The following is a 21,832-nucleotide window of genomic DNA, read 5'->3' as shown; positions in this document are numbered from 1 at the left end:
CCGCTCCTCCCGAACGACCGTCAGAGCGGCCAGCCTATCCGCCGCCCCGGGCCTGGCGTGCGGTTTCGCCCCTCCTCCCGGCGCGGGGGCGGGGCCGGGCGCCCGTGGTTCGGGATAGTGGTCGGGCAGGGCAGCGGGCGAGCGAACGGAGCAGCCGATGGCGCAGATCACCCCGCGCGGCGGGCCGGATGCGGACGTCATCCCGATCGGGGAGGCGCCCTCCGCCGCCCGGGTCCCGAGCCAGGCGCCGGTGCGCTCGGCCGTCCTCGGGCGGGTCGGGGTGCTGCTGGTCTCGCACAGCCGCGAACTGGCCCAGGAGACGGCCGACCTGGCCCGGGCGATGGCCCAGACCGACGACCCGTCAGCCGTCGCGGCCACCGGCGGGCACCCCGGCGAGGCGATGCTGGGCAGCGCGCTGCTGATCGCCGCCGCGGCCCGCCGGGTGGACCAGGGCCACGGGGTCGCGGTGCTCGCCGACCTGCCCGCCCCGGTGCACATGGTGCTGGCCCTGCTGGCCAAGGCGGACGAGCACGGGCTGCCGTTCCCGGTGCGGTTCGCCGACGCACCGTTCGTGGAGGGAGCGGTGGCGGCGGTGGCCACCGCCTCGGCCGGCGGCGACCTGGCCGCGGTGGTGGAGGCGGCCGAGGAGGCCTACCGGCAGCGAAAGGTCTGACCAAGGCCGCGCGGCCTGACGCGGGGTCAGAAATGTCCTCCGTATCGCGTACAACCATCCGTGCGGCGCAGAGGTCTGCACTGCGTCGAGGGATCTCACGCCGGGGCAGCCCGGCCTCGCCTGGGGAGCAGGGAGCACCGTGCCGCGATCGGACACCACCACGCCGAACCTCATGATTTCCGCCCGCCCCGGCGGGGCGCTCGTGCCGCTGACCCCCGCACCCCTGCCGGCCGCCGACCGGCTGGTGCACTGGCTGCGGCACTCCCCCGCGCACTCGCTCTTCCGGGCCCACGCCGCCCGCCGGCTGGCCGTGCTGGCCTACCGCCGGGTGACCGACCGGCGGTCCTTCGGCGCCCAGCTGGACCGGCTCTGCCAGGTGGCGGTCCCGGTCTCGCTGCCCGCCCTGGAGCAGGCCGTGGCGGCCGGCCGGCCGCTGCCGCCGCGCAGCGTGCTGATCACCTTCGACGACGCCGACCGGAGCGTGCTGGAGCACGCGCTGCCGGCCCTGACGGCCCGTGGGCTGCCCGCGGTCGCCTTCGTGGTGACCGAGCTGGTCGGCACCGACCGGCCGTCCTGGCGGGACGAGGCGGCCTTCCTGCTGGCCCACGGCGGCTACGCCCGGGCGCTCGGCCCGTCCGCCCGGCCCGACCGGCTGGGGCAGCTGCTCGCGCTGCCCGACCCGGACCGCCGGCGCAGCATGCACGAGCTGCGGGTCAGCGCCACCGTCCAGGCGCCCGGCCGCAGCCGGCTCACCCCGCCGGAGCTGCGCCGGCTGGCGGCCGGCCGGGTGGCGATCGGCAGCCAGAGCCTGGGCGGCCCCGAGCTGCGCCGCTGCGACGACGAGACGGTGCGCACCGAGCTGCGCGCCGCGCACCAGGCGCTGGGCGGCTGGCTGGGCGCGCCGCCCACCGCCTTCGCCTACCCCGGCGGCTGCGACGACCCGCGGGCCGCCCGGGTGCTGGCCGACCTCGGCTACCGCTCCGCGTTCCTGACGGACCACCGGCTGAGCCGCCGGCTGCCCCGCGAGGCGCTGCGGGTCAGCCGGGTGTCGGTGGACTCCAGCTGCCCCCGGGACCACTTCGAGGCGGTGCTCTCCGGTCTGCACCCGGCCGTCACCCGGTGGCGCGGCCTCTGACGGGCGCGCGCCTGACGGCCGGTCAGCCGGTGACGCCCACCGCGAGCAGCCCGCGCCCCTCGGCGTAGGCGCTCGCCGGGGCGGGCAGCGTGCCCGGGCGGCCGCTCTGCAGCACCGTCAGGGTGCCCGAGCCGGTGCGGGCCAGCACCTCGGCCGGCAGCCGGCGCAGCGCCTGGGCCGCCACCGCGGCGGCCGAGCCGTACTGCACCAGGTCGGGCGCCGCGGTCGGGCCGAGCGCGGTCCGGATCCGGTCCGCCACCAGTTCGTAGTGGGTGCAGCCCAGCACCAGGGCCGTGGTCCCCGCCGGGGTCAGCGCGGCGGCAGCGGCGATCGCCCGCTCCATCGCCTCCTGGTCGGCGAACTCCACGGCGTCGGCCAGGCCGGGGCAGGGCACCTCGGTGACCTCGGCGGTGCCGCCGAACTCGGCGATCAGGCCGCGCTGGTAGGGGCTGCCGGTGGTGGCGGGGGTGGCCCAGATCGCGACCCGGCCGCCGCCGGCGGCGGCGGGCTTGATCGCCGGCACCGTGCCGATCACCGGGATCCGCGGCTCCAGTTCGGCGCGCAGGGCCTCCAGGGCGTGCACCGAGGCGGTGTTGCAGGCGACCACCAGGGCGTCGGGGCGGTGGGCGGCGGCGGCGCGGGCGCACGCCAGCGCGTGCTCGGTCAGATCGGCCGGTGTGCGCAGGCCCCAGGGCATGCCGTCCGGGTCGTTGGTGATCACCAGATCAGCGTCGGGCCGCAGCTCGCGCAGCGCCGCGGCCGCGGGGAGCAGCCCGATCCCGGAGTCCAGCAGTGCGATCTTCACAGTGATTGACCCTAACCGATCCGGCCGTGCTCCCCGCCCGGCGCGCGCCGCTGCGGCAGACTGCCGGGGTGACGCTGTTCTGGATCACCGCCGCCTCATTGCTCTCCTGGGTCTGGCTGGTCGTCGGCCAGGGCTTCTTCTGGCGCACCGACCAGCGCCTCCCGCCGCCCGGCCCCGATCCGCGCAGGTGGCCGGACGTGGCGGTGGTGGTCCCGGCGCGGGACGAGGCCGAGGTGCTGCCGCTGAGCCTGCCGGGCCTGCTGGCGCAGAAGTACCCGGGGCGGGCCCGGGTGATCCTGGTGGACGACCACAGCTCGGACGGCACGGCCGGGGTGGCCCGCGCCCTGGCGGCGGCCGGCGGCCTGCCGCTCACCGTGGCCACCCCGCCCCCGCTGCCGGCCGGTTGGACCGGCAAGCTGTGGGCGGTGCGGCACGGCGTGGAGCTGGCCGGCGAGGCCGAGCTGCTGCTACTCACCGACGCCGACATCGCGCACGGCCCGGGCACCCTGGCGGCGCTGGTCGCCGGCGCCGAGCGGCACCGGCTGGACCTGGTCTCCCAGATGGCCCGGCTGCGCACCGAGACCGGCTGGGAACGGCTGATCGTGCCGGCCTTCGTCTACTTCTTCGCCCAGCTCTACCCGTTCCGCTGGAGCAACCGCCCCGGCTCGCGCACCGCCGCGGCGGCCGGCGGCTGCTCGCTGGTCCGGCGCACCGCGCTGGAGCGGGCCGGCGGGGTGGCGGCGATCCGCGGCGCGGTGATCGACGACGTGTCACTGGCCCGCGCGGTCAAGCGCGGTGGCGGGCGGACCTGGCTCGGCCTGGCAGATCCGGATCCGGAGCTGGCGGTGCTGAGCGTGCGCCCGTACGTCGGGCTCGGGCCGCTGTGGCGGATGGTCTCGCGCAGCGCCTACGCCCAGTTGAAGCACTCCCCGGCGCTGCTGCTCGGCACGGTGCTCGGCCTGGCGCTGGTCTACCTGGTGCCGCCGCTCGCCGTGCTGGCGGGCGCGGTCACCGGGTCCTGGCCGGTGGCGGCCGCCGGGGCCGCGGCCTGGCTGCTGATGGCGGGCAGCTTCCTGCCGATGGTGCGCTACTACGGCCGGCCGGCCCCGGCCGCGCTGCTGCTGCCGTTCACCGCACTGCTCTACCTGCTGATGACGGTGGACTCGGCGGTGCAGCACTACCGGGGCCGGGGCGCCGCCTGGAAGGGGCGCACCTACTGACCCGCCGTCAGTCCGGCAGTCGGTCCAGGAAGTCGGCGACCAGCGGGGCGATCTCCGGCAGCTTCTCCTCCAGCGCGAAGTGCCCGGTGTCGAACAGGTGCAGCTCGGCGTCCGGCAGGTCGCGCAGGTAGGCGTGGGCGCCGGGCTCGGGGAAGAACGCGTCGTTGCGGCCCCAGAGGATCAGCGCCGGCGGCCGGTGCTCACGCAGCCACTGCTGCCACTCGGGGTAGCGCTCAAGGTTGCGGTGGTAGTCCAGGGCCAGCTCGACCTGGATCTCCTTGCGTCCCGGCAGGTCCAGGTAGTGCTGGTCCAGGGTCCACCCCTCGGGGGCGACCAGTTCCGGCCGTCCGGTGCCGCCGAGGTACTGACCCCGGGTCACCTCCGCGGTGAGGATGGCGTGCACCGCCTCCGCCGCTCCGGGGACGCCGGGCCGCTGGGCGGTCATCTCCCGGGCCATCGGCGACAGGCCCTCCAGGTAGGCGTTGCCGTTCTGCACCACCAGCCCGGTGATCCACTCGGGGTGCCGGACGGCCAGCCGCAGGCCCACCGGGGCGCCGAAGTCGAAGGCGTAGAGCGCGAACCGGTCCAGGCCGATCGCCTTGCAGAAGCCCTCGACCACCTCGGCCAGGGAGTCGAAGTCGTACCGGAACTCCGCCGGGCTCGGGCAGGCGCTCTGCCCGAAGCCGGGGTAGTCGGGGGCGACCAGGTGGTAGTCGGCGCCGAGGGCGTCGATCAGCCGCGCGTACTGGTGCGAGGAGGCCGGGAAGCCGTGCAGCAGGAGCAGGGTGGGCGCGGCCGGGTCGCCGGCCTCGCGGTAGAAGATCCGCAGGCCGCCGACCTCGGCGAAGCGGTGCTGGACGTGCGGTATCCGCAGCTCGGCCATGTGGCCGACCCCCTTGGTTCGAGTCCGGAACTGACGACTCGAATCTAACCACCTAAACTCACTTAGACGGTAGCCCCTGCGCCTTGGCCATCAGCTGGTCCAGCACGCCCGGGATCCGCTCCGCCCCGCCGGCCGTGGTGGGCGTGGCCTTCCAACTGCCCTGCACCACGGCGGTGGGCAGCTCGTTGACCTCGTAGCGGGTCATCTCCTGCGGCGCCCGGTCGACCTCCTGCTGGACCTGCGGCGACTCGTACGCCGCCCGGAACTTGGCGCCGTCCACGCCCTGGCCCTCGACCCACTGGTCGGCGCCGGACTCGGTGGTCAGGTCCAGGCCCTGGTCGCGCACGGCCTCGAAGACGGCCCGCTGCAGCCGGTCCACCTCGCCGAGCTTGTCCAGCGCATAGAAGAGCCGGGCGTGCCCGCGCTCCGACGTCTGGTCCGAGGTGCCCGGCCAGACCGCCGGGATCCGGCGCAGCACCACGTCCTTGGGCTGGCGGGCCATCCAGTCCTCCAACGGCTGCTCCAGCAGCTGGGAGTGGCGGCAGCCGTACCAGAAGAACTCGACCACCTCCCGGGTGCCCTGCTGGTGCACGGCCTGCGGGTGGGCGAGCGGGACGTAGGAGGCGCCGTCGGCCTGGGCCGGGGTGGCGACCAGGCCGCCGGTGAGGGCGAGCAGGAGGGCGGCGGCGCGAGCTGCGGTAGTCATACCGGCACCGTGCCAGCCGGTCCACCGGGCGCTCCACCCGACATCCCGTCATTCCCCCGATCGGCTCAGCCGATCCGCCCGGCAGGGTGCGGCCGTCCGGCTCCTGGGGGCTGCGGCGCGTGCGTGTCCGAAGCATCCGACGGTCCGTCAACTTCGGTACGGCGCACCATCAGCACGGGTGACGCCAGGTGGACCGGGCGGGTCGCGGCTGGCCAGGATGGCGCAGCAGAGCGGGCGGCCCGCGCCCCGTACACACCCCTGGAGTCAGAGTCGTGCTGAAGGGCTTCCGCAGCTTCCTGCTGCGCGGAAACGTGGTCGACCTCGCGGTCGGCATCGTGATCGGGGCGGCCTTCACCGCCGTCGTCACCGGGTTCGTCTCGGCGTTCCTGACGCCGCTGATCGGCGTCGCCGCGGGCGCCGTCGGCGACTTCTCCAAGGAGACCTTCACGGTGGCCGGGACCACCTTCCCGTACGGCGGCTTCCTCAACGCGGTGATCAGCTTCGTGCTGGTCGCGGCGGTGATCTACTTCGCCGTGGTGGTCCCGGTGACCCGGCTTCAGGACCGGTTCGAGAAGCCGCAGACGGCCGAGCCGGCCAAGGTGGACTGCCCGCAGTGCCTGAGCCGGATCCCGGCCGCGGCGGTGCGCTGCTCGTTCTGCACCTCCGAGGTGGCCGGCCTGCCCGGCTTCCCCGCCCAGGCGGTCCAGCACAGCTGAGACGGTGCGCGGGTTGTGCGCCCCCCTACTAGGAGGGCGCACACTCCCAGCAAACTCCAGCAACTTCGCAGAATGTCCGGAAACAGCCGAAGATATGTCCGATCTACCGGCATTGGCGAGGTTTGTGCTGGCGAAGAGTGCGTAAACATCTCGAACTACCACCCCTCCCAGTCTCCTCAGGGGCGCATTCTGGGCTTACGGTATGCCCCATGACCTCGCCCCGCTCCTACGACGGAGTCGGCTACTACCCTCCGTCTTTCTCGTCGGGCACGCCCATCTACGACAAGCTGGTCGCAGAGCGCGGAGTCCCCCAGATCGCGCCGATCAACGTGCCGGCCGCGCTGCCGCCGGCCCCGTCGTCCCCCTACGCCTCGGCCATGGAGTCGACCAGCCTGCTGCCGGCCCTGCCGCCGGCCCGCCTGGCGCTCGGTCCCGGCACTGGCGGCGGCGGGTACCCGACCCCCCAGCCGGCCGTCGGCTACCCGCAGCAGGGCTTCGTGCCCGGCCCGCGGGTTCCCGCCGGCCCGGTGCCGCCCGGCTACCCGCAGCCGGCCGCCCCGCAGGGCTGGGACCAGCAGACGGCCCAGTTCCGCCCGGCCGCCCCCGGCGCCCAGCCGCCGATGGCCCCGGTGCGGCCGATGCCGCCGCAGCAGTTCTTCCAGCCGGCCCCGCCGCAACAGCCCGCCCCGCAGCAGCAGTTCGGGCAGAGCCAGTTCGGCCAGCCGCAGTTCGGGCAGTCGCAGTTCGGCCAGCCGGCCGCGCCGCAGCAGCAGCCCTACCCACCGCAGCAGCAGCCCTACCCGGGGCAGGTCTACTGACCGGATCGGGCAACGGTCAGCCGACCGAGGGGGACGGTCATCCACGGACCGCCCGGTGTGCCGAAAGGGCCACCGGGCGGTCCGCGCACATCCGGGCGCGAACCCGACGGGGGTTCAGGGCGCCCGCCCTGGCAGGATGGTGGCATGCCGCTGCTCGACGCACTGCACCGATATCCCGTCAAGTCGATGTACCGCCTGAGCCCGCGCGAGGCCGTCGTGGAGCCCTGGGGCCTGCGCGGCGACCGGCGCTGGATGGTGGCCCGCCCGGACGGCAGGGCGCTCACCCAGCGGGACCTGCCGACGATGGGTCAGATCCGGCCCGAGCCGGCCGCGGACGGCTCGCTGCTGCTCACCGCGCCGGACGGGCGGTCGCTGCGGGTGCCGGCCCCCGAGGGGCCGGCGGTCGAGGGCGACGTGTTCGGCAACCGGTTCGCGGCCGTCGAGGCCGACGCCAAGGCCCAGCTGTGGATCCGCGAGCAGCTCGGCGACCCGCAGCTGCGGCTGCTCCACCTGTCCGACCCGCTGGCCCGGCGGATCAACCCGAACTTCAGCGAGCCGGGCGAGACGGTCAGCATGGCCGACGGCTTCCCGCTGCTCGCCGCCACCGCCTCCTCGCTGGCCGCCCTCAACGGCTGGCTGGTGGACGGCGGGAGCGAGGCGCTGCCGATGACCCGGTTCCGGCCGAACCTGGTGATCGAGGGCACCGAGCCCTGGGAGGAGGACCGCTGGCGGCGGGTCAGGGTGGGCGAGGTCACCTTCCGGGCCGTCAAGCTCTGCGGCCGGTGCATCGTCACCACCACCGACCAGGAGAGCGGCGAGCGGCGCGGGGCCGAGCCGCTTCGCACACTGAACAAGCGCCGACGTCTGGATCAGAAGGCGGCCTTCGGCGTCAACCTGATACCCGAGCGACCCGACGGGGTGACGGGGGACGCGCTGGGCACGCTCCGGCTTGGCGACCAGGTCACCGTGCTGGCCCGCGGCGACCGGCTGCCGGCCGCATAGTCCAGGACCACCCGGCCGGGCACGCTACGGTGGGCCGTCGGAAGCAGCACCCGAGCAGCGGAAGGCGGGACGACCGAGCGTCATGAGTGAGCACAGGGTCCGGGTCACGCAGGACAGCGGCTCGCGCTGGCGGCGCCGGGCCGGGGAGTACGCCACGCTCGCCGAGGCGCTCGCCGCGGCCGAGCCGGGCGACACGGTCACCGTGCGCCCGGGCGTCTTCCGGGAGAACGTGCTGCTCGACAAGCCGGTCACGGTGCTGCCCGCCGAGGGCCCGGGCACCGTGCGGATCGACCCGCCGTCCGGCACCGCGCTCACCGTCACGGCCGGCGCCACCGTGCGCGACCTGGTCCTGGAGGGCTACGACTCGTCCGCCGCCGCGGTCCGGATCGCCGGCCCGGGCGCCACCGCCACGCTGATCGGCTGCCGGGTCGACGGGCACGCCGCCGTCGGCATCGAGGTCGGCGAGCGGGCCGAGGTGCTGCTCACCGGATGCACCGTCAACAACCCCTCGGGCCTGGGCCTGCGGCTGCGCGGCGCGGCGGTCGCCCGGTTCGAGGACTGCGAGGTGTCCGCCGCCGGCCAGGCGGGGCTCGCCGTGCTGGAGGGCGCGAGCGCCCGGCTGCACCGCAGCCGGCTGCACCACGCGGCCGGCGCCGGGGTGCTGCTCAGCGACGCCGGCAGCCTGGCCGAGCTGACCGGCTGCGAGATCTACGAGATCCGCGGCAGCGGCGTGCAGGCCGAGTCCCGGGCGCTCGGCCGGCTGACCGACTGCGAGATCCACCGGGTCACCGGCAACGGGCTGACCCTGGACACCGAGGCCGAGCTGGAGCTGATCGACTGCCGGCTGCGCGACCTGCCGGAGAACGCCGCCGACCTGCGCGGCCGGGCCACCCTGACGCTGGAGCGCAGCACCATCCGCTCCTTCGGGCGCGGCGCGCTCTCGGTCTGGGACTCCGGCACCGCGGTCTCCGCCACCGGCTGCGAGATCGAGGACAGCACCGGCGACTACCCGGCGATCTGGGTCAGCGACGGCGCCCGGCTCACCCTCACCGACTGCGCCCTGCACGACCTGCCGGACGCGCTCTTCGTGCTCGACCGGGATTCCCGGGCCACCGTCACCGACACCTCGTTCAGCCGGATCCGCAGCTCGGCGGTCTCGGTCAGCTCCGGCGCCACCGTGGAGCTGGCCCGCTGCCGGGTGCAGGAGGCCGGCACCGGGCTCTGGTTCCGCGACCACGGCAGCGGCGGCACCCTGACGGACTGCGAGATCTCCGAGGTGGCCACCGGGGTGATCGTCACCAAGGGCGCCGACCCGGTGCTGCGCGCCTGCGTGGTGCGGGGCAGCGCGGAGGCCGCGGTCTACGTCTCGGCGCAGGGCCGCGGCACCTTCGAGGAGTGCCGGGCGCTGCAGGGCAAGGGCTTCGGCTTCCACGTGATCGACGGCTGCCGCACCGTGCTGACCCGCTGCCGGGCCGAGCAGAACCGCCGGGCCGGCTTCGAGTTCTCCGAGCCCGGGCCGCTGGCCGAGGGCTGCACCTCGGACGACGTCGCTCCGGCCGCGCCCGCCGAGACCGTGCCGGTGCAGCGCACCGCCCAGCTCACCGCCGGCCCGCCGCTGGTCGCCCCGCCGCAGATCGCGCCGATCCCGGACTGCCGCCCGGCCGAGGAGGCGCTGGCCGAGCTGGACGCGCTGATCGGCCTGGCCACCGTCAAGCAGGAGGTGCGCACGCTGATCGACCTGATCTCGGTCGGCCGGCGGCGCCAGCAGGCCGGGCTGAAGGCGCCCTCGCTCCGCCGGCACCTGGTCTTCACCGGCTCCCCCGGCACCGGCAAGACCACGGTGGCCCGGCTGTACGGCGAGATCCTGGCCGCGCTCGGGGTGCTGCAGCGCGGCCACCTGGTCGAGGTGGCCCGGGTCGACCTGGTCGGCGAGCACATCGGCTCCACCGCGATCCGCACCCAGGCCTCCTTCGACCAGGCCCGGGGCGGGGTGCTGTTCATCGACGAGGCCTACACGCTGGCTCCGGAGGACGGCGCCCGGGACTTCGGCCGGGAGGCGATCGACACCCTGGTCAAGCTGATGGAGGACCACCGCGACGAGGTGGTGGTGATCGTGGCCGGCTACACCGCCGAGATGGAGCGCTTCCTGGCCGCCAACCCGGGCCTGTCCTCGCGCTTCTCACGCACCGTCGCGTTCCCCGACTACTCCGACTCGGAGCTGCTGGAGATCGCCCGCACCCAGTGCCTGGAGCACGAGTACCAGCTGGCCGAGCCGACCGCGCACGCCCTGCTGGCGCACTTCGCCACGCTGCACCGCGGACCGACCTTCGGCAACGGGCGCACCGCCCGGCAGGTCTTCGAGACCATGGTGGAGCGGCACGCCATGCGGGTGGCCCAACTGCCCGATCCCTCCACCGAGGACCTGCAACTGCTGGTCCCGGCGGACCTCCCGCTCCCGCGCGTCACCTGAGGCGTGGCAGGATGATCCCATAGGACGATCGCGACAGCACAAATCGCGGAAGGCGGGGCGGATTACGTGGCGGACAACGGCAACCTGCTGGCCGAGCAGCGCCGGGCACTGATCCTGGACGAGGTGCGCCGGCGCGGCGGGGTCCGGGTGAACGAGCTCACCCGGCGGCTGAACGTCTCCGACATGACCATCCGCCGCGACCTGGACGCGCTGGCCAAGGTCGGCGCGATCGAGAAGGTGCACGGCGGCGCGGTCCCGGTCGAGGAGGCGCGCACCCACGAGCCCGGCTTCGAGGCGAAGTCCTCGCTGGAGCTCTCCGCCAAGGAGGAGATCGCCCGGGCGGCGGCCGCGCTGGTCACCCCCGGCAGCGCGATCGCGCTCTCCGGCGGCACCACCACCTTCGCACTGGCCCAGCACCTGGTGACGGTGGGTCAGCTGACGGTGGTGACCAACTCGGTGCGGGTGGCCGACGTCTTCGAGCGGGCCCAGCGCCAGGGCGAGGCCGGCGGCACCACGGTGGTGCTGACCGGCGGGGTGCGCACGCCCTCCGACTCGCTGGTCGGGCCGGTGGCCGACCGGGCGATCCGCTCGCTCCACTTCGACCTGCTCTTCCTCGGCACCCACGGCCTCTCCCCCGAGGCGGGCCTGTCCACGCCGAACCTGGCCGAGGCCGAGACCAACCGGAACTTCGTCGCCTCGGCCCGCCGGGTCGTGGTGGTGGCCGACCACACCAAGTGGGGCGTGGTCGGCCTGTCCACCTTCGCCGAGCTGGCCGAGGTGGACACCTGGGTGACCGACGCCGCGCTCGACGACGACGCGGCGGAGTCGGCCCGCGAGTACGTCCGGGAGCTGGTGCTGGCCTAGTCGGTCCAGGGGCTGCCGGCGAGGTAGCCCTCCAGCGCCTGCTGGTAGGGCGCGATGTCCAGGCCCTGCCCGGCCAGCCAGGCGTCCGAGTAGTACTTGTCCAGGTAGCGGTCGCCCGGGTCGCAGATCAGCGTGACGACGCTGCCGTGCTCGCCGCGCGCCCGCATCTCCGCGGTGATCCGCAGCGCCGTCCACAGCCCGGTGCCGGTGGAGCCGCCGGCCCGCTTGCCGAGCACCCGCTCCAGCACCCGCATCGCGGCGATCGAGGCGGCGTCGGGCACCTTCGTCATCCGGTCGATCGCGCCCGCCACGAAGCTCGGCTCCATCCGGGGCCGCCCGATCCCCTCGATCCGCGAGCCGCCGGTGCAGACGGCCTCGGGGTCGTGCCGCACCCAGCCGTCGAAGAAGCAGGAGTTCTCCGGGTCGGCCACGCAGATCCGGGTGTCGTACTGCTGGTAGTGAACGTAGCGGGCGAGGGTGGCCGAGGTGCCGCCGGTGCCGGCGGTGGCGACGATCCAGCTCGGCTCGGGGTAGGGCTCCAGCCGCAGCTGAGCGAAGATCGACTCGGCGATGTTGTTGTTGCCGCGCCAGTCGGTGGCCCGCTCGGCGTAGGTGAACTGGTCCATGTAGTGGCCGCCGGTCTCGGCCGCCAAGCGGGCGGAGGTCTCGTAGACCTCGGCCGGGTCGTCCACCAGGTGGCAGCTGCCGCCGTGGAACTCGATCAGCTCGATCTTGGCCCGGCTGGTCGAGCGGGCCATCACCGCGATGAACGGCACCCCGATCAGCTTGGCGAAGTAGGCCTCGGAGACGGCGGTCGAGCCGCTGGACGCCTCGATCACCGGCTTGCCGGGCCGGATCCAGCCGTTGCACAGCCCGTAGAGGAAGAGCGAGCGGGCCAGCCGGTGCTTGAGGCTGCCGGTCGGGTGGGTGGACTCGTCCTTCAGGTAGAGGTCGATGCCCCACTCGGCGGGCAGCGGGAACCGCAGCAGGTGGGTGTCGGCCGACCGGTTGTTGTCGGCCTGCACCTTGCGGACGGCCTCCTTGAGCCAGCGGCGGTAGTCGGGGTCGGTACGGTCGACGTCCTGTGTCTCCATGGTGAGTAATTGTAACGGAAAGTAATCATTCTGGGAGGTGCAGCCTCCGCTTATGGCACGTGGGGCCCCGCCGGCGGGGCCCCACGACGACGGCTACTCCTCCTCCCGCTCCGTCAGCACCGCCTTGCGCGCGCGGTACTCCTCCTCGTCGATCTCCCCCCGCGCGTACCGCTCGCCCAGCACGGCCAGCGGGCCGGGGCCCTGCGCCCGGTGCGGACCGAACGGTCCGTACGGGCCGCCGTACCCGACGCCCCGCCGCCACACGGTGCGGCGCAGCACCGCGAAGACGACCACCAGGAAGATCAGCCAGAAGAACGGGAAGAACAGGAACCAGGGGTGCCAGCCCCAACCTCCGGTCGCGTACATGGGGAACCATCTCCTCGGGTACCAGGTGCGGTCCGGCCTCACCGGACCCGTCACCTAGAGGCTCCCGCCGCGCGCCCCGCCGCGCGTCGCCCCGGCGGTGACACCTGGCGTACCCCACGGGGAGTAGCCGCCACCGTCTACGGCTCGTCGTCGGCGTCCAGGTAGTTGTCGGCGTCCACGTCCAGGCGCGCCCCGCCCGCGACGCCCGTGATGGTGACGCACACCTCGTGCCGGTCGAGCATCCGGCCCTCCTCGTGGCAGCCGGTCCAGCCAGGGCCGCCGACCTGCGTCGGATCCAGCCGCCAGCCGCGCTGCCGCGTCAGGTAGTCCAGCAACTGCAACGCCACGTCGCCGTCCGGCTGCCCGCTCGCGCCGCGCACCTGGATCTCCCGCCCGCAGTCGTTGTGCAGGCTGGTGTGGTCGCAGCCGTCGTCACGGTCGGACACCACGGCCAACCGGGCCGGCAGCGGCAGCACTTCACTGGAGGAGGGGCGGAAGTCGGGCTCCCCGAAGAACAGGAAGAAGGCCATGCCGAACGGAACGACGGCGTAGCAGATCGCGAGGAGCAGACCGATGACCTGCCGAGCGGGGAACGGCCGGCGCAGCTCGACCGCGGCCGCCATCCCCAGGGCGAGGACGGTCGCGTACACGACCATCACCAGCAGGGTGTACCGCTCCGTGGCGGCGATCCACTGCTCCGCCAACGCCAGCGCCGCCCCGGCGGCCACGAGCACCAGGCCCCCGGCCGCCCACCCGAGACGGGTCCGACGGGTCATCAGCGCCCATGCTGATATGGGGATCAGGAGGAGCAGCGGTTTCAAGAAGATCACGCCGCCACTCTGCCGCACCCCGCCGAGCGCCCGCCAGCTTCACTCCGCCGGGCCGCACACCGCCCACACCCGCTTGCCGACCCCCTGCCTCGGGCCGCAGCCCCACTCCAGCGCCAACCGCTCGACCAGCAGCAGCCCGCGCCCCGACTCGTCCTCCGCGCCGGACCGGCCCGCCACGGGCAGCGCGTCACTCGCGTCGTGCACCTCGATGCGCAACAGACCCGGCACCAGCTCGAACTGGACCAGGACCAGCTTGTCCATCGAGAACGGCCGCCTCGGCCCCGCCTGACGCCGAGTCGGCTACGGCTGGAAGAGGTCGGCCACGATCCTCATCGTCAGCCGGTCGGCAGGCGTGGAGGCGTCCGGGGACTGGTTCAGGTTCACCAGGACGACGACGGTGGCCTGGCGCACCGGGTCGTAGCCCTCGAAGCTCTGGTAGCCGGAGAGGGTTCCGGTGTGGCCGAGGAATCCGCCGATCCGGGCGATCGCCAGGCCGTACGCGGGTCCGTCGGGGTTGTCGGTGGTCGGCACGAACGTCAGCCGCTCGCGCTGGAGTTCCGGGGGCAGCAGCGTTCCGGTGGCCAGCGCCGGGGCCCAGGCCAGCATGTCGTCCAGGTCGGAGACCACGCCGCCCGCCGCCCAGGCCCAGGAGGTGTTCACCCGCGTCACGTCGCGCGGGTTGCCGGCCTTCCAGTCGGCGAGGGCCGCCGCGTCACCGGTCAGCACCGGCTGGTCCAGGCTCTGGATGTTGGTGAGGAACTGGTACCCGTGCGCGTAGGGCACGGGCATCCGGGTGGTGTCCTGCGGCAGGCTGCTGTGTGCCAGGTGCAGCGGATCGAAGATGCGCTCCTGGAGCTCCTGCTCCAGCGAGTGCTGGGTGAGCTGCTCGATGATCAGGCCGAGCAGGATCGTGTTGGTGTTGGAGTACTGGTACTTGGTGCCGGGCGGGAAGCAGGGCTCGTGCCGGAAGGCGATGTCGAGCACCTGCTGCGGGGTCCACTGGGTCTGCGGGGCGCTGTCCAGGGTCTCGTTGAAGGCGCGGTCCTCGGTGTAGTTGAAGAGGCCGCTGGTCATCTGCAGCAGTTCGCGGATGGTGATGTGGTTGCCGTTCGGCACCTCCGGGCGCAGCTCGGAGACGGCCTCGTCGAGGGTCAGCAGCTTGTCGTGGACGAGTTGCAGGATGACCGTGCCGACCATGGTCTTGGTGATGCTGCCGATCCGCATGTGGTTGTCGAGGGCCATCGGCGCACCGGTCGCCAGGTCCGAGGTGCCCAGTGCCGTGGTCCAAGTGCCCCACTGCGGAGTGCGCACGGCCACGATGGCGCCGGGGACCCGCAGTCGCTGCATCTCGGCGGTCAGGTCCGCCGTCAGCCCGGCGGCGAACGGCGGCGCGGCGGAGGCGGCGGGCGCACGGCCCGCGTGCCGCCCCGCTCCCGTCGTCCCGGCCGCGTCGGCGACCGCCGCCGGTGTGACCAGCGCGGCGGCCGTGCACAGGGCGAGCAGCGCTCCGACCGACCGCATCCGGCCCGGCGAACGAGGTGACAGCCGGCGAACCCTCATGTGTGCCTCCACGGCCGATCCTGACGAACACTCGCCCACAGCTGTATCAGCCCAGGTCAGCGAGCCCGGTGGCATTCGTCCCTCGGTAGGCGTGTCGCACACGGCCCGGCGTCGGCCGCCCCGACGACCGGCTCACTGACCATCAGGTACCGCAGCATCCGCCGCCCCACAGCCCGTGCCAGGCCGGCACCCACGTGATCAACTCCCAACAACCGCAAGGGTTTCCGCACATCGCAGAGGCCTGTGGGTCTACGGTTGTCGTCGGCACAGATCGCTGGATCGGAGATCTCCGTGGATGCACTGATACTCGCCATGCGGCGCCTGCTCACCGCCGACCCCGACCTGGCGCCCGAGGTGCAGCGGTTCTTCGGGCGGGTCAACCGGGCCGGCAGGGACATCAAGGGCAGATGACACCCCAGGAGCCGCCCACAGACGGGCACCCGCCCCAGACCCACCAGCACGCGACCGCCTCCGGGTCCGGGCAGGTCTACCAAGCCGGCCGGGACCTGATCGTCAAGCGTGTGCTGCTCAACGCACCGTCGGTCCTGGTCCTGGTCCTCGCGCTGGTCTGGTACCTGACCGTCTATCAGCCCGGGCGCACACCCTCGCCCGCAGCGGCGCCCGCTCCGGGCACGGCCGCCGGTTCGCTGCCGTCCTCCTCGGCGTCGCAGAGCTCCCAGCCGATCCGCGTCGCCCTCGGCTACGACAGGAACCACGTCGACAACTTCAGCAGCAGCATGCCCAACTGCTCGCACTGGGTGTTCAACCGTCCGCTCAGCTCGCTACTGGCGCCGACGGACGATGCCGTCGACGAGACGTGGGCCCGGCAGGCCGGCGGGATCGACCTCTCCGCCACGAACCTGAACCTGATCGTGCAGAGCGCCCCCGGCATGGCCGGCGTCAGCGTGAACGGCGTGCACGTGATCATCGTCGGACGCGTCAAGCCCGTCACCGGCACGATGATCCAGGGCGGCAGCTGTGGCGCCAGCGGAAGCCCGCGCTACTTCACGGTCGCCCTGGCCAGCGACCAGCACACCCTCACGCCCGTGGCCGGCACGCCGCTGCCCGGCGTCACGGTCCCGCCGGCCGCGTTCCCGTTCAAGGTGAGCCCGACGGACATCGAGACGTTCCAGATCCGGGCCACGCCCGACGCCGGGGCCTCGGACACCGTCGGCTGCAACTGCCTCATCCGCTGGAAGCTCGCCGTCGACTGGTTCTACGAGGGCACCTTCGGGACGTGGCTCGTCGACGACAACGGCCAGCCGTTCCAGACCCAGTCCGGAGGCAGCATGTCGTACTGGCAGGACCAGGAGGGCCAGTGGAAGGAGATCTGACCGGGGCCGGCCGGCCCGCCGGCACCCCGTCCGACCGTCGGGCGTACCTGGTGCGCGGCCTGCGCTGGGGACTGGTCACGGCGGTCGTGGTGGCCATCGGCTTCACCCTGCTCGGGTGGTCGGGGCTGGACACACCCGCCGGGGACGGTCGCGGCTGTCTCACCGCCTTCAGCCCCGGCGGCACCTTCCTCGCGGTCGTCGATCGCGGCGGCAAGGGCCAGGTCCGGGACCTGGCGGCCGGGCGGGTGGCCGTCACCTTCAGCATCCCGGTCCCGAAGGTGTCGTCCGGGAGCTTGGCGTGCTCCACCGACGGCCTAGGCGGCATCGACGCCTCCGCCTTCTCGGTCGTGCTCGGGCCGGACGGCCGGAGCATCGTCACCGGCCTCCCCTACGACTCCGCCAACTCCTTGGCCCCGGCTGGTCTGCGGAACGCGGCAACCGGTCGGACGGTCGCCGCGCTCTCGGTCGCCCAGCCCGACGGCACCGTCCTGCCGCCCGACGCGACCGCGTTCAGCGCGGACGGCCGGACGCTGGCCGGCAGCACCGACGACGGCCAGCTGTACCTGTGGGACACGGCCACCGGACGGCGCACCACCACGTTCACGCCGCTGGTCCCGTACGACCCCAACAGTCCCGACCCGCTCGACGCCGTCGCGCTCAGCCCGGACGGTTCGACCGTCGCCACCGGCAGCCGGCTCGGCCGGCTCGGGATCTGGGACGTGCGGACCGGGAAGAACACCGTGAACCTCCTCCCCGACGCCTCCGCGGGCGATCCGCAGCCGATCACCACGGTGGCCTTCAGCCCCGACGGCAGGACCGTCGCCAGCGGTGGCTCGACCGGCGTGGTCCGGCTCTGGGACGTGGCCACCGGACGGAACACGCTGACGCTCCCGGTCTCCGGGCTCGGCAACTCCGGTGACAACGTCGTCCCGCTCCGGACGGTGCTCTTCAGCCCCGACGGCAGGAGCCTGGTCACGCTCGGGCAGGGCGACGACACCATCGGCCGCTGGGACGTCGCCACGGGCAGCCGGACCGCCACCTACACCGGCGGCCCGGCGGACGGCGGCGTCGTCTCCGGCCTCGCCTTCACCGCACAGGGCCGGCTCGAAGTGGCCTCGATCGACGGCACCGCGGTCCACGTCTGGACGGCCGGGTAGCGGAGTCGCCGCCGCACGTCCGGCAGTTCGGTGCCCCCACCGGTCTGGCCGAGCGTCAGGTGGCGGCCCTACGCTCGGGGGCGATGCCCGGCAGCGGCCGGGCGGGGAGCCGTCCCGGGCATGGGGCGACGAGGGGGAGCACGTCATGTCGAGGGCAGCATTCCGGTTCCCGGCCCTGCAACCGCAAGACCCGGACAGTCTCGGCGACTTCCGCCTGGTGGCACGGCTGGGCGAGGGCGGCATGGGGCAGGTGTTCCTCGCCCTCTCCCCGGGCGGGCAGCCGGCCGCCCTGAAGGTGATCCGCAGCGAGTTCGCCCAGGACGCGGAGTTCGGGCAGCGGTTCGCGCGCGAGGTGGGCGCCGCCCAGAGAGTGCGCGGCGCCCACCTCGCGCCGCTGCTGGACGCCGAACCCCGGGCCGAGCGGCCCTGGTTGGCCACGACCTACGTCGCCGGTCCGTCCCTGCGCGACCTGGTGGTCGAGCACGGGCCGCTGCCGACCGGTCAGGTCATCCTCATGGCGTGGGGCATCGCCCACGCCCTCACCGACATCCACGCCGCGAAGGTGGTCCACCGCGACCTGAAGCCCGCGAACATCATCCTGGACGAGACCGGCCCCAAGGTCATCGACTTCGGGATCGTCAAGTCCCTCGCACAGTCCGTGACTTACCGCAGCAGCTCGACCCGGATCGGCACCCCGCTCTACATGTCGCCCGAGCAGGCGGCCGGCCGCGCCGTGGACGCGGCCTCCGACGTCTTCGCGCTCGGCTCCACCCTCTACTTCCTCGCGACCGGCCGCGAAGCCTTCGGTGCGGAGAACGAGTGGGCCGTCGCCCACCGCATCGTCGCCGACACCCCGGACCTCTCCGGCATCGCATCCCCGCTGCGCGAGCTGATCGCCGAGTGCCTGGACAAGGAGCCCGGCCGGCGCCCGAGTGCAGCACGGGTCAAGCAGCGGTGCGAGGACGCGTTGGGCCCCGAGCTCGGCCCGGGAGCCTGGATGGGCATCACCGGCGCCCGCCCGGCGATCCAGCAGCGCACCAGCGCCTTGCGCGCCCTGATCGCCCCGAGTGCCCCGCCCGCCCCGCCCGCGAAGCCGGACGTCACCGCACCTGACACACCGTCACCGTCCCCCGAACCGGCGACTCCCGAGCCCGCGAAGCCCGAGCCGGTGACTCCCGAGCCCGCAACTCCCGAGCCCGCGTCCCCCAAGCCCGCGACTCCCAGGCGGGACGCGGTCACCGAACACCTCGCGGGGGTCGGCGGGGCGGCCGCAGCGCTCGTCCTGGCGAGCTTCCTGCCGATCTGGTCGGAGACCTGGAAGCTCAAGTCCTCCGGCACCCTGGTGGGCCGGGCGGTCGAGAAGTTCGACTGGGCCCACCCGTGGCAGCCGGTTCTCAGCGGCGTTCCGGACGTGCACACGACCTGGCAGCTGATGTCGGTCTGGGTGATCGGCACAGTGGTCAGCATCGTCTGCGCGACCCTCGCGCTGCTGACGCTGTCCAAGGACCGCGTCGCCCAGCAGTGGGGGCAGCTGACCGGGGGGATCTGCATCGCCTGGACCATCGCCGTCGGGATCATCGGCGCCTTCATCCTCGCGATGACGCTCGGTTGGGCACCCTCCGACGACAACCCGGCGTACACCGACCGAGGCGCGTACATGGCGGGCGGCTGGCTGCTGCTCCTGGCCAACCTCGCGGCCGGGGACGCGGTCCGGCGCACGTACCGGTCCGCCGCGCGCCGGGCAGTGCGCAAGGCGTGACGGCCGCACCATGGAGCAGAGGCGAGGAGAGCACCCCATGGCGATTCACCGGATGGACAACGTAGGCATCGTCGTCGACGACCTGGCGGCCGCCGTCGCCTTCTTCACCGAGCTCGGCATGGAGCTGGAAGGCGAGGCGGAGGCCGAGGGGACGGTCCCGGACCAGATGCTCGGCCTCGACGGCGTGCGCAGCAGCATCGCGATGATGCGCACCCCGGACGGCCACGGCAAGTTGGAGCTGACGCAGTTCCACACCCCCGCGGCCGTCACCACCGGCCCGCTCGACCCGCCGCCCAACACCCGGGGCCTGCACCGCGTCATGTTCGCCGTCGACGACATCGACGCCACGCTCACCCGCCTGCGCCGCCACGGCGCCGAACTCCTCGGCTCGGTGGCCCGGTACGAGGACAGCTACCTGCTCTGCGACCTCCGCGGCCCCTCGGGCATCATCGTCGCGCTGGCCGAGCGGATCGAATAGCTCGGATCGACTAGAACTGCCGGTCGGTGCCGCGCAGGACGGCCCCGCCCTCGATGATCCAGAAGCCCGCCGGGACCGCACCGCACTTGACGACCTCGGAGTGCACCTCCGCGTTGGTCACGGCGAAGCCGACCCGCCGTTGGTGCTGGTCGTCGGCCGGATAGAAAGTGAGCCCGGCCTCGGGGTGCCGGCCCGGCTCGAAGAGGTACGGCTGGCCTCCGGGCGGAGTGACCACGGTCTGCGCGATGGGACCGGTCACGGTGACGGCACCGCTCGCGTCGACGGTCAGGCAGTCGACGTCGAACTCGGGCCTGGTGGAGCTGCCGTCCCCGAACACGTGCTGCAGCACGACGTGCCCCCGGGCGTGTCCGTCGACCGTCCGCGCGCTGACCCACGCGGTGAGCCGCTCGCCCGGATTGGGCCCCGGGCCGTGCTCGTTGAGCAGGGTCCAGCCGTCCAGCGCGAGGTGCTGGGCCGGTCCGGGGGTGCCCGGCGCGGCCGTGGCGGAGCCGGGCGTCCCGACCGTGAGGGCCACGGCCACGGTGCTGAGCGCGAGGGCGGCGGTGAGCTTTCGCATCGTCGAATCTCTCTGTCCGCAAGGGAGTCGGGCGGTTGTCCGACCGCCTTCAACCTCCCAGCTCACCGCCGGTCGCCGCCTCCTCCACGGGGAGGGACCGGCTCCCCCTAACGGGTGAACCGCTCCTTCTAGCCCTCCACCACGGCCTGAGGGTCCGTCAGGTACGGCTGCCACGCCAGCTCCGCCGCCCCCGCCAGCCCCCCGTGCCGCAGCCCGGCCGGCACCACCGGCACCTGGTCGCAGCGGCCCCAGAGGCTGTGCCGGGTGACCGTCTCGCGCAGCCGCTCGGGCGCGGCGGCGAGCAGGTCCAGGTGCAGGCCGCCGAGCACGATCCGGTCCGGGTTGAGGATGTTCGCCAGGCCCGCCAGGCCCAGCCCGAGCCGGTCCACCACGCCGTCCACGGCGGCCCGCACCTGCGCATCGCGGTCGGCCGAGCGGGCCAGTTCGCGGGCCTGGTCGAGCAGCGGCAGCACCGGGTCGGGTTCGCGCCCTGCGGCGGCGAACAGCGCTCCCGCGTCGGTCTCCACGTTGAGGCAGCCCCGGTTGCCGCAGGGGCAGGGCCGGCCGAGCGGATCGACCGTCAGGTGGCCGACTTCCAGGGCGAGTCCGGCGCTGCCGGTGTGCAGGTGCCCGTCCACCACCAGCGCGCCGCCGACGCCGACGTGGCCGGAGGTGACCAGCAGCAGGTGGCGGGCGTCCCGGCCGGCGCCGTGCCGGTGCTCGGCGAGCGCGGCCAGGTTGGCGTCGTTGCCGACGGCGGTCGGCAGCGGTGTGCGGTCACGCGCACCGAGCGCCTGCGCAGCCATCGCCTCGCCGAACAGCCGAGCCACCGGGGTGCCGCCGGGCCAGTCGAAGTGCAGCGCGGCGAGCGCCGTGCCCTCCGGCTCGCGGACCGGGTGCGGCAGCGCCAGGCCCGCGCCGAGGCAGCGGCGGCGGTCGGCCCGGATCAGCTCGGCGCCGGCCTCGGCGACGGCGGTGAGCACCCGTTCGGGGTCGGCGGTGTCGGCGGGCAGCGGGTGGTAGACGGCCTCGCCGAGCGTGCCGCCGAGGCCGGCCAGCGCGACCGAGAGCCCGTCGGCGTGCACCTGGGCGGCGAGCACCACCGGGCCGTCGGGGTTGACGGCGAGCCGGTGCGAGGGGCGGCCCCGGCCGCTGCCGACCGGGTGCGCGTCCACCGTGACCAGCCCGAGCGCGGCCAGCTCGGCGGCGACCGCGCCGGCGGTGGCGCGGGTGACGTCGAGGGCGGCGGTGAGCGTGGAGCGGGTGGGGGCCCGGTTGGTGCGGATCAGTTCCAGGGCGGGGCCGAGGAGGCTGCGGCCCCGGTCGGGGGCGGGGCGGCGGGCCGGTTCGGATCGGCTTGTCGAGGTGTGCGGCACTCCTCTATT

The 21,832-nt window shown here is 73.9% G+C and carries 22 protein-coding genes; 12 read left to right on the top strand and 10 right to left on the bottom strand.

Annotated features, from left to right (window positions below):
- The first annotated feature begins 157 nt into the window (after window positions 1-157).
- Complete coding sequence (locus FHX73_RS24870; protein WP_145907127.1) at window positions 158-673, top strand: PTS sugar transporter subunit IIA domain-containing protein; 516 nt, start codon at window positions 158-160, stop codon at window positions 671-673.
- 172 nt (window positions 674-845) lie between these two features.
- Window positions 846-1,808 carry a polysaccharide deacetylase family protein gene (locus tag FHX73_RS24865; RefSeq protein WP_145907126.1) on the top strand — a complete coding sequence of 321 codons (963 nt, stop codon included), beginning with the start codon at window positions 846-848 and terminating at the stop codon, window positions 1,806-1,808.
- 22 nt (window positions 1,809-1,830) lie between these two features.
- On the opposite strand, the gene FHX73_RS24860 is transcribed toward FHX73_RS24865, so the two are convergent.
- Window positions 1,831-2,613 (bottom strand): glutamate racemase, encoded by a 783-nt coding sequence (locus tag FHX73_RS24860; RefSeq protein ID WP_145907125.1) that lies wholly within the window; start codon window positions 2,611-2,613, stop codon window positions 1,831-1,833.
- Between the two features lie 74 nt (window positions 2,614-2,687).
- Here FHX73_RS24860 and FHX73_RS24855 point away from each other — a divergent pair, with 74 nt between their 5' ends.
- Window positions 2,688-3,833 carry a glycosyltransferase gene (locus FHX73_RS24855; protein WP_145908504.1) on the top strand — a complete coding sequence of 382 codons (1,146 nt, stop codon included), beginning with the start codon at window positions 2,688-2,690 and terminating at the stop codon, window positions 3,831-3,833.
- A 7-nt stretch (window positions 3,834-3,840) separates the two neighbouring features.
- Here the strand turns inward: FHX73_RS24855 and FHX73_RS24850 are convergent, their stop codons facing one another.
- Both FHX73_RS24850 and FHX73_RS24845 read right to left on the bottom strand, forming a co-directional pair.
- Window positions 3,841-4,716 (bottom strand): alpha/beta fold hydrolase, encoded by an 876-nt coding sequence (locus tag FHX73_RS24850; protein WP_145907124.1) that lies wholly within the window; start codon window positions 4,714-4,716, stop codon window positions 3,841-3,843.
- Window positions 4,717-4,774: 58 nt separating this feature from the next.
- Entirely contained in the window at window positions 4,775-5,422 is a 648-nt protein-coding gene (locus FHX73_RS24845; protein WP_145907123.1) for a thiol:disulfide interchange protein DsbA/DsbL, read from the bottom strand.
- A gap of 272 nt (window positions 5,423-5,694) precedes the next feature.
- Here FHX73_RS24845 and mscL point away from each other — a divergent pair, with 272 nt between their 5' ends.
- The 5 genes from mscL (at window position 5,695) to FHX73_RS24820 (ending at window position 11,292) form a co-directional block, all read left to right on the top strand.
- Window positions 5,695-6,138: a large conductance mechanosensitive channel protein MscL gene (gene mscL, locus FHX73_RS24840; RefSeq protein ID WP_145907122.1), complete on the top strand. Its 444-nt coding sequence runs from the start codon at window positions 5,695-5,697 to the stop codon at window positions 6,136-6,138.
- Window positions 6,139-6,347: 209 nt separating this feature from the next.
- Window positions 6,348-6,956, top strand: a complete 609-nt coding sequence (locus tag FHX73_RS24835) for a DUF6643 family protein (protein WP_145907121.1) — start codon at window positions 6,348-6,350, stop codon at window positions 6,954-6,956.
- A gap of 144 nt (window positions 6,957-7,100) precedes the next feature.
- On the top strand, window positions 7,101-7,958 hold the full coding sequence (locus tag FHX73_RS24830) for an MOSC domain-containing protein (protein WP_145907120.1): 858 nt from the start codon (window positions 7,101-7,103) through the stop codon (window positions 7,956-7,958).
- Between the two features lie 82 nt (window positions 7,959-8,040).
- Complete coding sequence (locus FHX73_RS24825) at window positions 8,041-10,428, top strand: right-handed parallel beta-helix repeat-containing protein (protein WP_145907119.1); 2,388 nt, start codon at window positions 8,041-8,043, stop codon at window positions 10,426-10,428.
- Window positions 10,429-10,494: 66 nt separating this feature from the next.
- Window positions 10,495-11,292 carry a DeoR/GlpR family DNA-binding transcription regulator gene (locus FHX73_RS24820; protein WP_145907118.1) on the top strand — a complete coding sequence of 266 codons (798 nt, stop codon included), beginning with the start codon at window positions 10,495-10,497 and terminating at the stop codon, window positions 11,290-11,292.
- On the opposite strand, the gene FHX73_RS24815 is transcribed toward FHX73_RS24820, so the two are convergent.
- The 5 genes from FHX73_RS24815 to FHX73_RS24795 form a co-directional block, all read right to left on the bottom strand.
- Window positions 11,289-12,386: a PLP-dependent cysteine synthase family protein gene (locus FHX73_RS24815; protein ID WP_145907117.1), complete on the bottom strand. Its 1,098-nt coding sequence runs from the start codon at window positions 12,384-12,386 to the stop codon at window positions 11,289-11,291. The genes FHX73_RS24820 and FHX73_RS24815 overlap by 4 nt on opposite strands.
- Before the next feature lie 93 nt (window positions 12,387-12,479).
- Window positions 12,480-12,752, bottom strand: a complete 273-nt coding sequence (locus FHX73_RS24810) for an SHOCT domain-containing protein (RefSeq protein WP_145907116.1) — start codon at window positions 12,750-12,752, stop codon at window positions 12,480-12,482.
- Window positions 12,753-12,889: 137 nt separating this feature from the next.
- The gene (locus FHX73_RS24805) at window positions 12,890-13,528 is read right to left on the bottom strand and encodes a hypothetical protein (RefSeq protein WP_145907115.1); all 639 of its coding nucleotides are present in this window, start codon (window positions 13,526-13,528) and stop codon (window positions 12,890-12,892) included.
- Between the two features lie 93 nt (window positions 13,529-13,621).
- Window positions 13,622-13,843, bottom strand: a complete 222-nt coding sequence (locus FHX73_RS24800; protein WP_145907114.1) for an ATP-binding protein — start codon at window positions 13,841-13,843, stop codon at window positions 13,622-13,624.
- A 39-nt stretch (window positions 13,844-13,882) separates the two neighbouring features.
- Complete coding sequence (locus FHX73_RS24795) at window positions 13,883-15,103, bottom strand: serine hydrolase domain-containing protein (protein ID WP_145907113.1); 1,221 nt, start codon at window positions 15,101-15,103, stop codon at window positions 13,883-13,885.
- Between the two features lie 446 nt (window positions 15,104-15,549).
- Between FHX73_RS24795 and FHX73_RS24790 the strand changes: the two genes are divergently transcribed.
- From FHX73_RS24790 to FHX73_RS24775, 4 genes are all read left to right on the top strand, one after another.
- On the top strand, window positions 15,550-16,476 hold the full coding sequence (locus tag FHX73_RS24790) for a hypothetical protein (RefSeq protein WP_145907112.1): 927 nt from the start codon (window positions 15,550-15,552) through the stop codon (window positions 16,474-16,476).
- On the top strand, window positions 16,461-17,633 hold the full coding sequence (locus FHX73_RS24785) for a WD40 repeat domain-containing protein (protein WP_145907111.1): 1,173 nt from the start codon (window positions 16,461-16,463) through the stop codon (window positions 17,631-17,633). The genes FHX73_RS24790 and FHX73_RS24785 overlap by 16 nt, the downstream gene beginning before the upstream one ends.
- Window positions 17,634-17,778: 145 nt before the next feature.
- Window positions 17,779-19,392 (top strand): serine/threonine-protein kinase, encoded by a 1,614-nt coding sequence (locus tag FHX73_RS24780; RefSeq protein WP_145907110.1) that lies wholly within the window; start codon window positions 17,779-17,781, stop codon window positions 19,390-19,392.
- 37 nt (window positions 19,393-19,429) lie between these two features.
- On the top strand, window positions 19,430-19,870 hold the full coding sequence (locus FHX73_RS24775; protein ID WP_145907109.1) for a VOC family protein: 441 nt from the start codon (window positions 19,430-19,432) through the stop codon (window positions 19,868-19,870).
- A 10-nt stretch (window positions 19,871-19,880) separates the two neighbouring features.
- Here the strand turns inward: FHX73_RS24775 and FHX73_RS24770 are convergent, their stop codons facing one another.
- Together FHX73_RS24770 and FHX73_RS24765 are read right to left on the bottom strand one after the other, a co-directional pair.
- Complete coding sequence (locus FHX73_RS24770) at window positions 19,881-20,447, bottom strand: hypothetical protein (protein WP_145907108.1); 567 nt, start codon at window positions 20,445-20,447, stop codon at window positions 19,881-19,883.
- A gap of 128 nt (window positions 20,448-20,575) precedes the next feature.
- Entirely contained in the window at window positions 20,576-21,823 is a 1,248-nt protein-coding gene (locus tag FHX73_RS24765) for an ROK family protein (protein WP_145907107.1), read from the bottom strand.
- Window positions 21,824-21,832: the final 9 nt, after the last annotated feature.

Source organism: Kitasatospora viridis, assembly GCF_007829815.1.
Taxonomy (GTDB): domain Bacteria; phylum Actinomycetota; class Actinomycetes; order Streptomycetales; family Streptomycetaceae; genus Kitasatospora; species Kitasatospora viridis.
This window is presented reverse-complemented; position numbering and strand designations above follow the sequence as displayed.

What these genes read in the sequence shown, in the direction of transcription:
- FHX73_RS24870 (WP_145907127.1), top strand. Translation starts at nt 158, where the DNA reads ATGGCGCAGATCACCCCGCGCGGCGGGCCGGATGCGGACGTCATCCCG.
- FHX73_RS24865 (WP_145907126.1), top strand. Translation starts at nt 846, where the DNA reads ATGATTTCCGCCCGCCCCGGCGGGGCGCTCGTGCCGCTGACCCCCGCA.
- FHX73_RS24850 (WP_145907124.1), bottom strand. Translation starts at nt 4,716, where the DNA reads ATGGCCGAGCTGCGGATACCGCACGTCCAGCACCGCTTCGCCGAGGTC.
- FHX73_RS24845 (WP_145907123.1), bottom strand. Translation starts at nt 5,422, where the DNA reads ATGACTACCGCAGCTCGCGCCGCCGCCCTCCTGCTCGCCCTCACCGGC.
- FHX73_RS24835 (WP_145907121.1), top strand. Translation starts at nt 6,348, where the DNA reads ATGACCTCGCCCCGCTCCTACGACGGAGTCGGCTACTACCCTCCGTCT.
- FHX73_RS24830 (WP_145907120.1), top strand. Translation starts at nt 7,101, where the DNA reads ATGCCGCTGCTCGACGCACTGCACCGATATCCCGTCAAGTCGATGTAC.
- FHX73_RS24825 (WP_145907119.1), top strand. Translation starts at nt 8,041, where the DNA reads ATGAGTGAGCACAGGGTCCGGGTCACGCAGGACAGCGGCTCGCGCTGG.
- FHX73_RS24815 (WP_145907117.1), bottom strand. Translation starts at nt 12,386, where the DNA reads ATGGAGACACAGGACGTCGACCGTACCGACCCCGACTACCGCCGCTGG.
- FHX73_RS24810 (WP_145907116.1), bottom strand. Translation starts at nt 12,752, where the DNA reads ATGTACGCGACCGGAGGTTGGGGCTGGCACCCCTGGTTCCTGTTCTTC.
- FHX73_RS24805 (WP_145907115.1), bottom strand. Translation starts at nt 13,528, where the DNA reads ATGACCCGTCGGACCCGTCTCGGGTGGGCGGCCGGGGGCCTGGTGCTC.
- FHX73_RS24800 (WP_145907114.1), bottom strand. Translation starts at nt 13,843, where the DNA reads ATGGACAAGCTGGTCCTGGTCCAGTTCGAGCTGGTGCCGGGTCTGTTG.
- FHX73_RS24795 (WP_145907113.1), bottom strand. Translation starts at nt 15,103, where the DNA reads ATGCGGTCGGTCGGAGCGCTGCTCGCCCTGTGCACGGCCGCCGCGCTG.
- FHX73_RS24790 (WP_145907112.1), top strand. Translation starts at nt 15,550, where the DNA reads ATGACACCCCAGGAGCCGCCCACAGACGGGCACCCGCCCCAGACCCAC.
- FHX73_RS24780 (WP_145907110.1), top strand. Translation starts at nt 17,779, where the DNA reads ATGTCGAGGGCAGCATTCCGGTTCCCGGCCCTGCAACCGCAAGACCCG.
- FHX73_RS24775 (WP_145907109.1), top strand. Translation starts at nt 19,430, where the DNA reads ATGGCGATTCACCGGATGGACAACGTAGGCATCGTCGTCGACGACCTG.
- FHX73_RS24770 (WP_145907108.1), bottom strand. Translation starts at nt 20,447, where the DNA reads ATGCGAAAGCTCACCGCCGCCCTCGCGCTCAGCACCGTGGCCGTGGCC.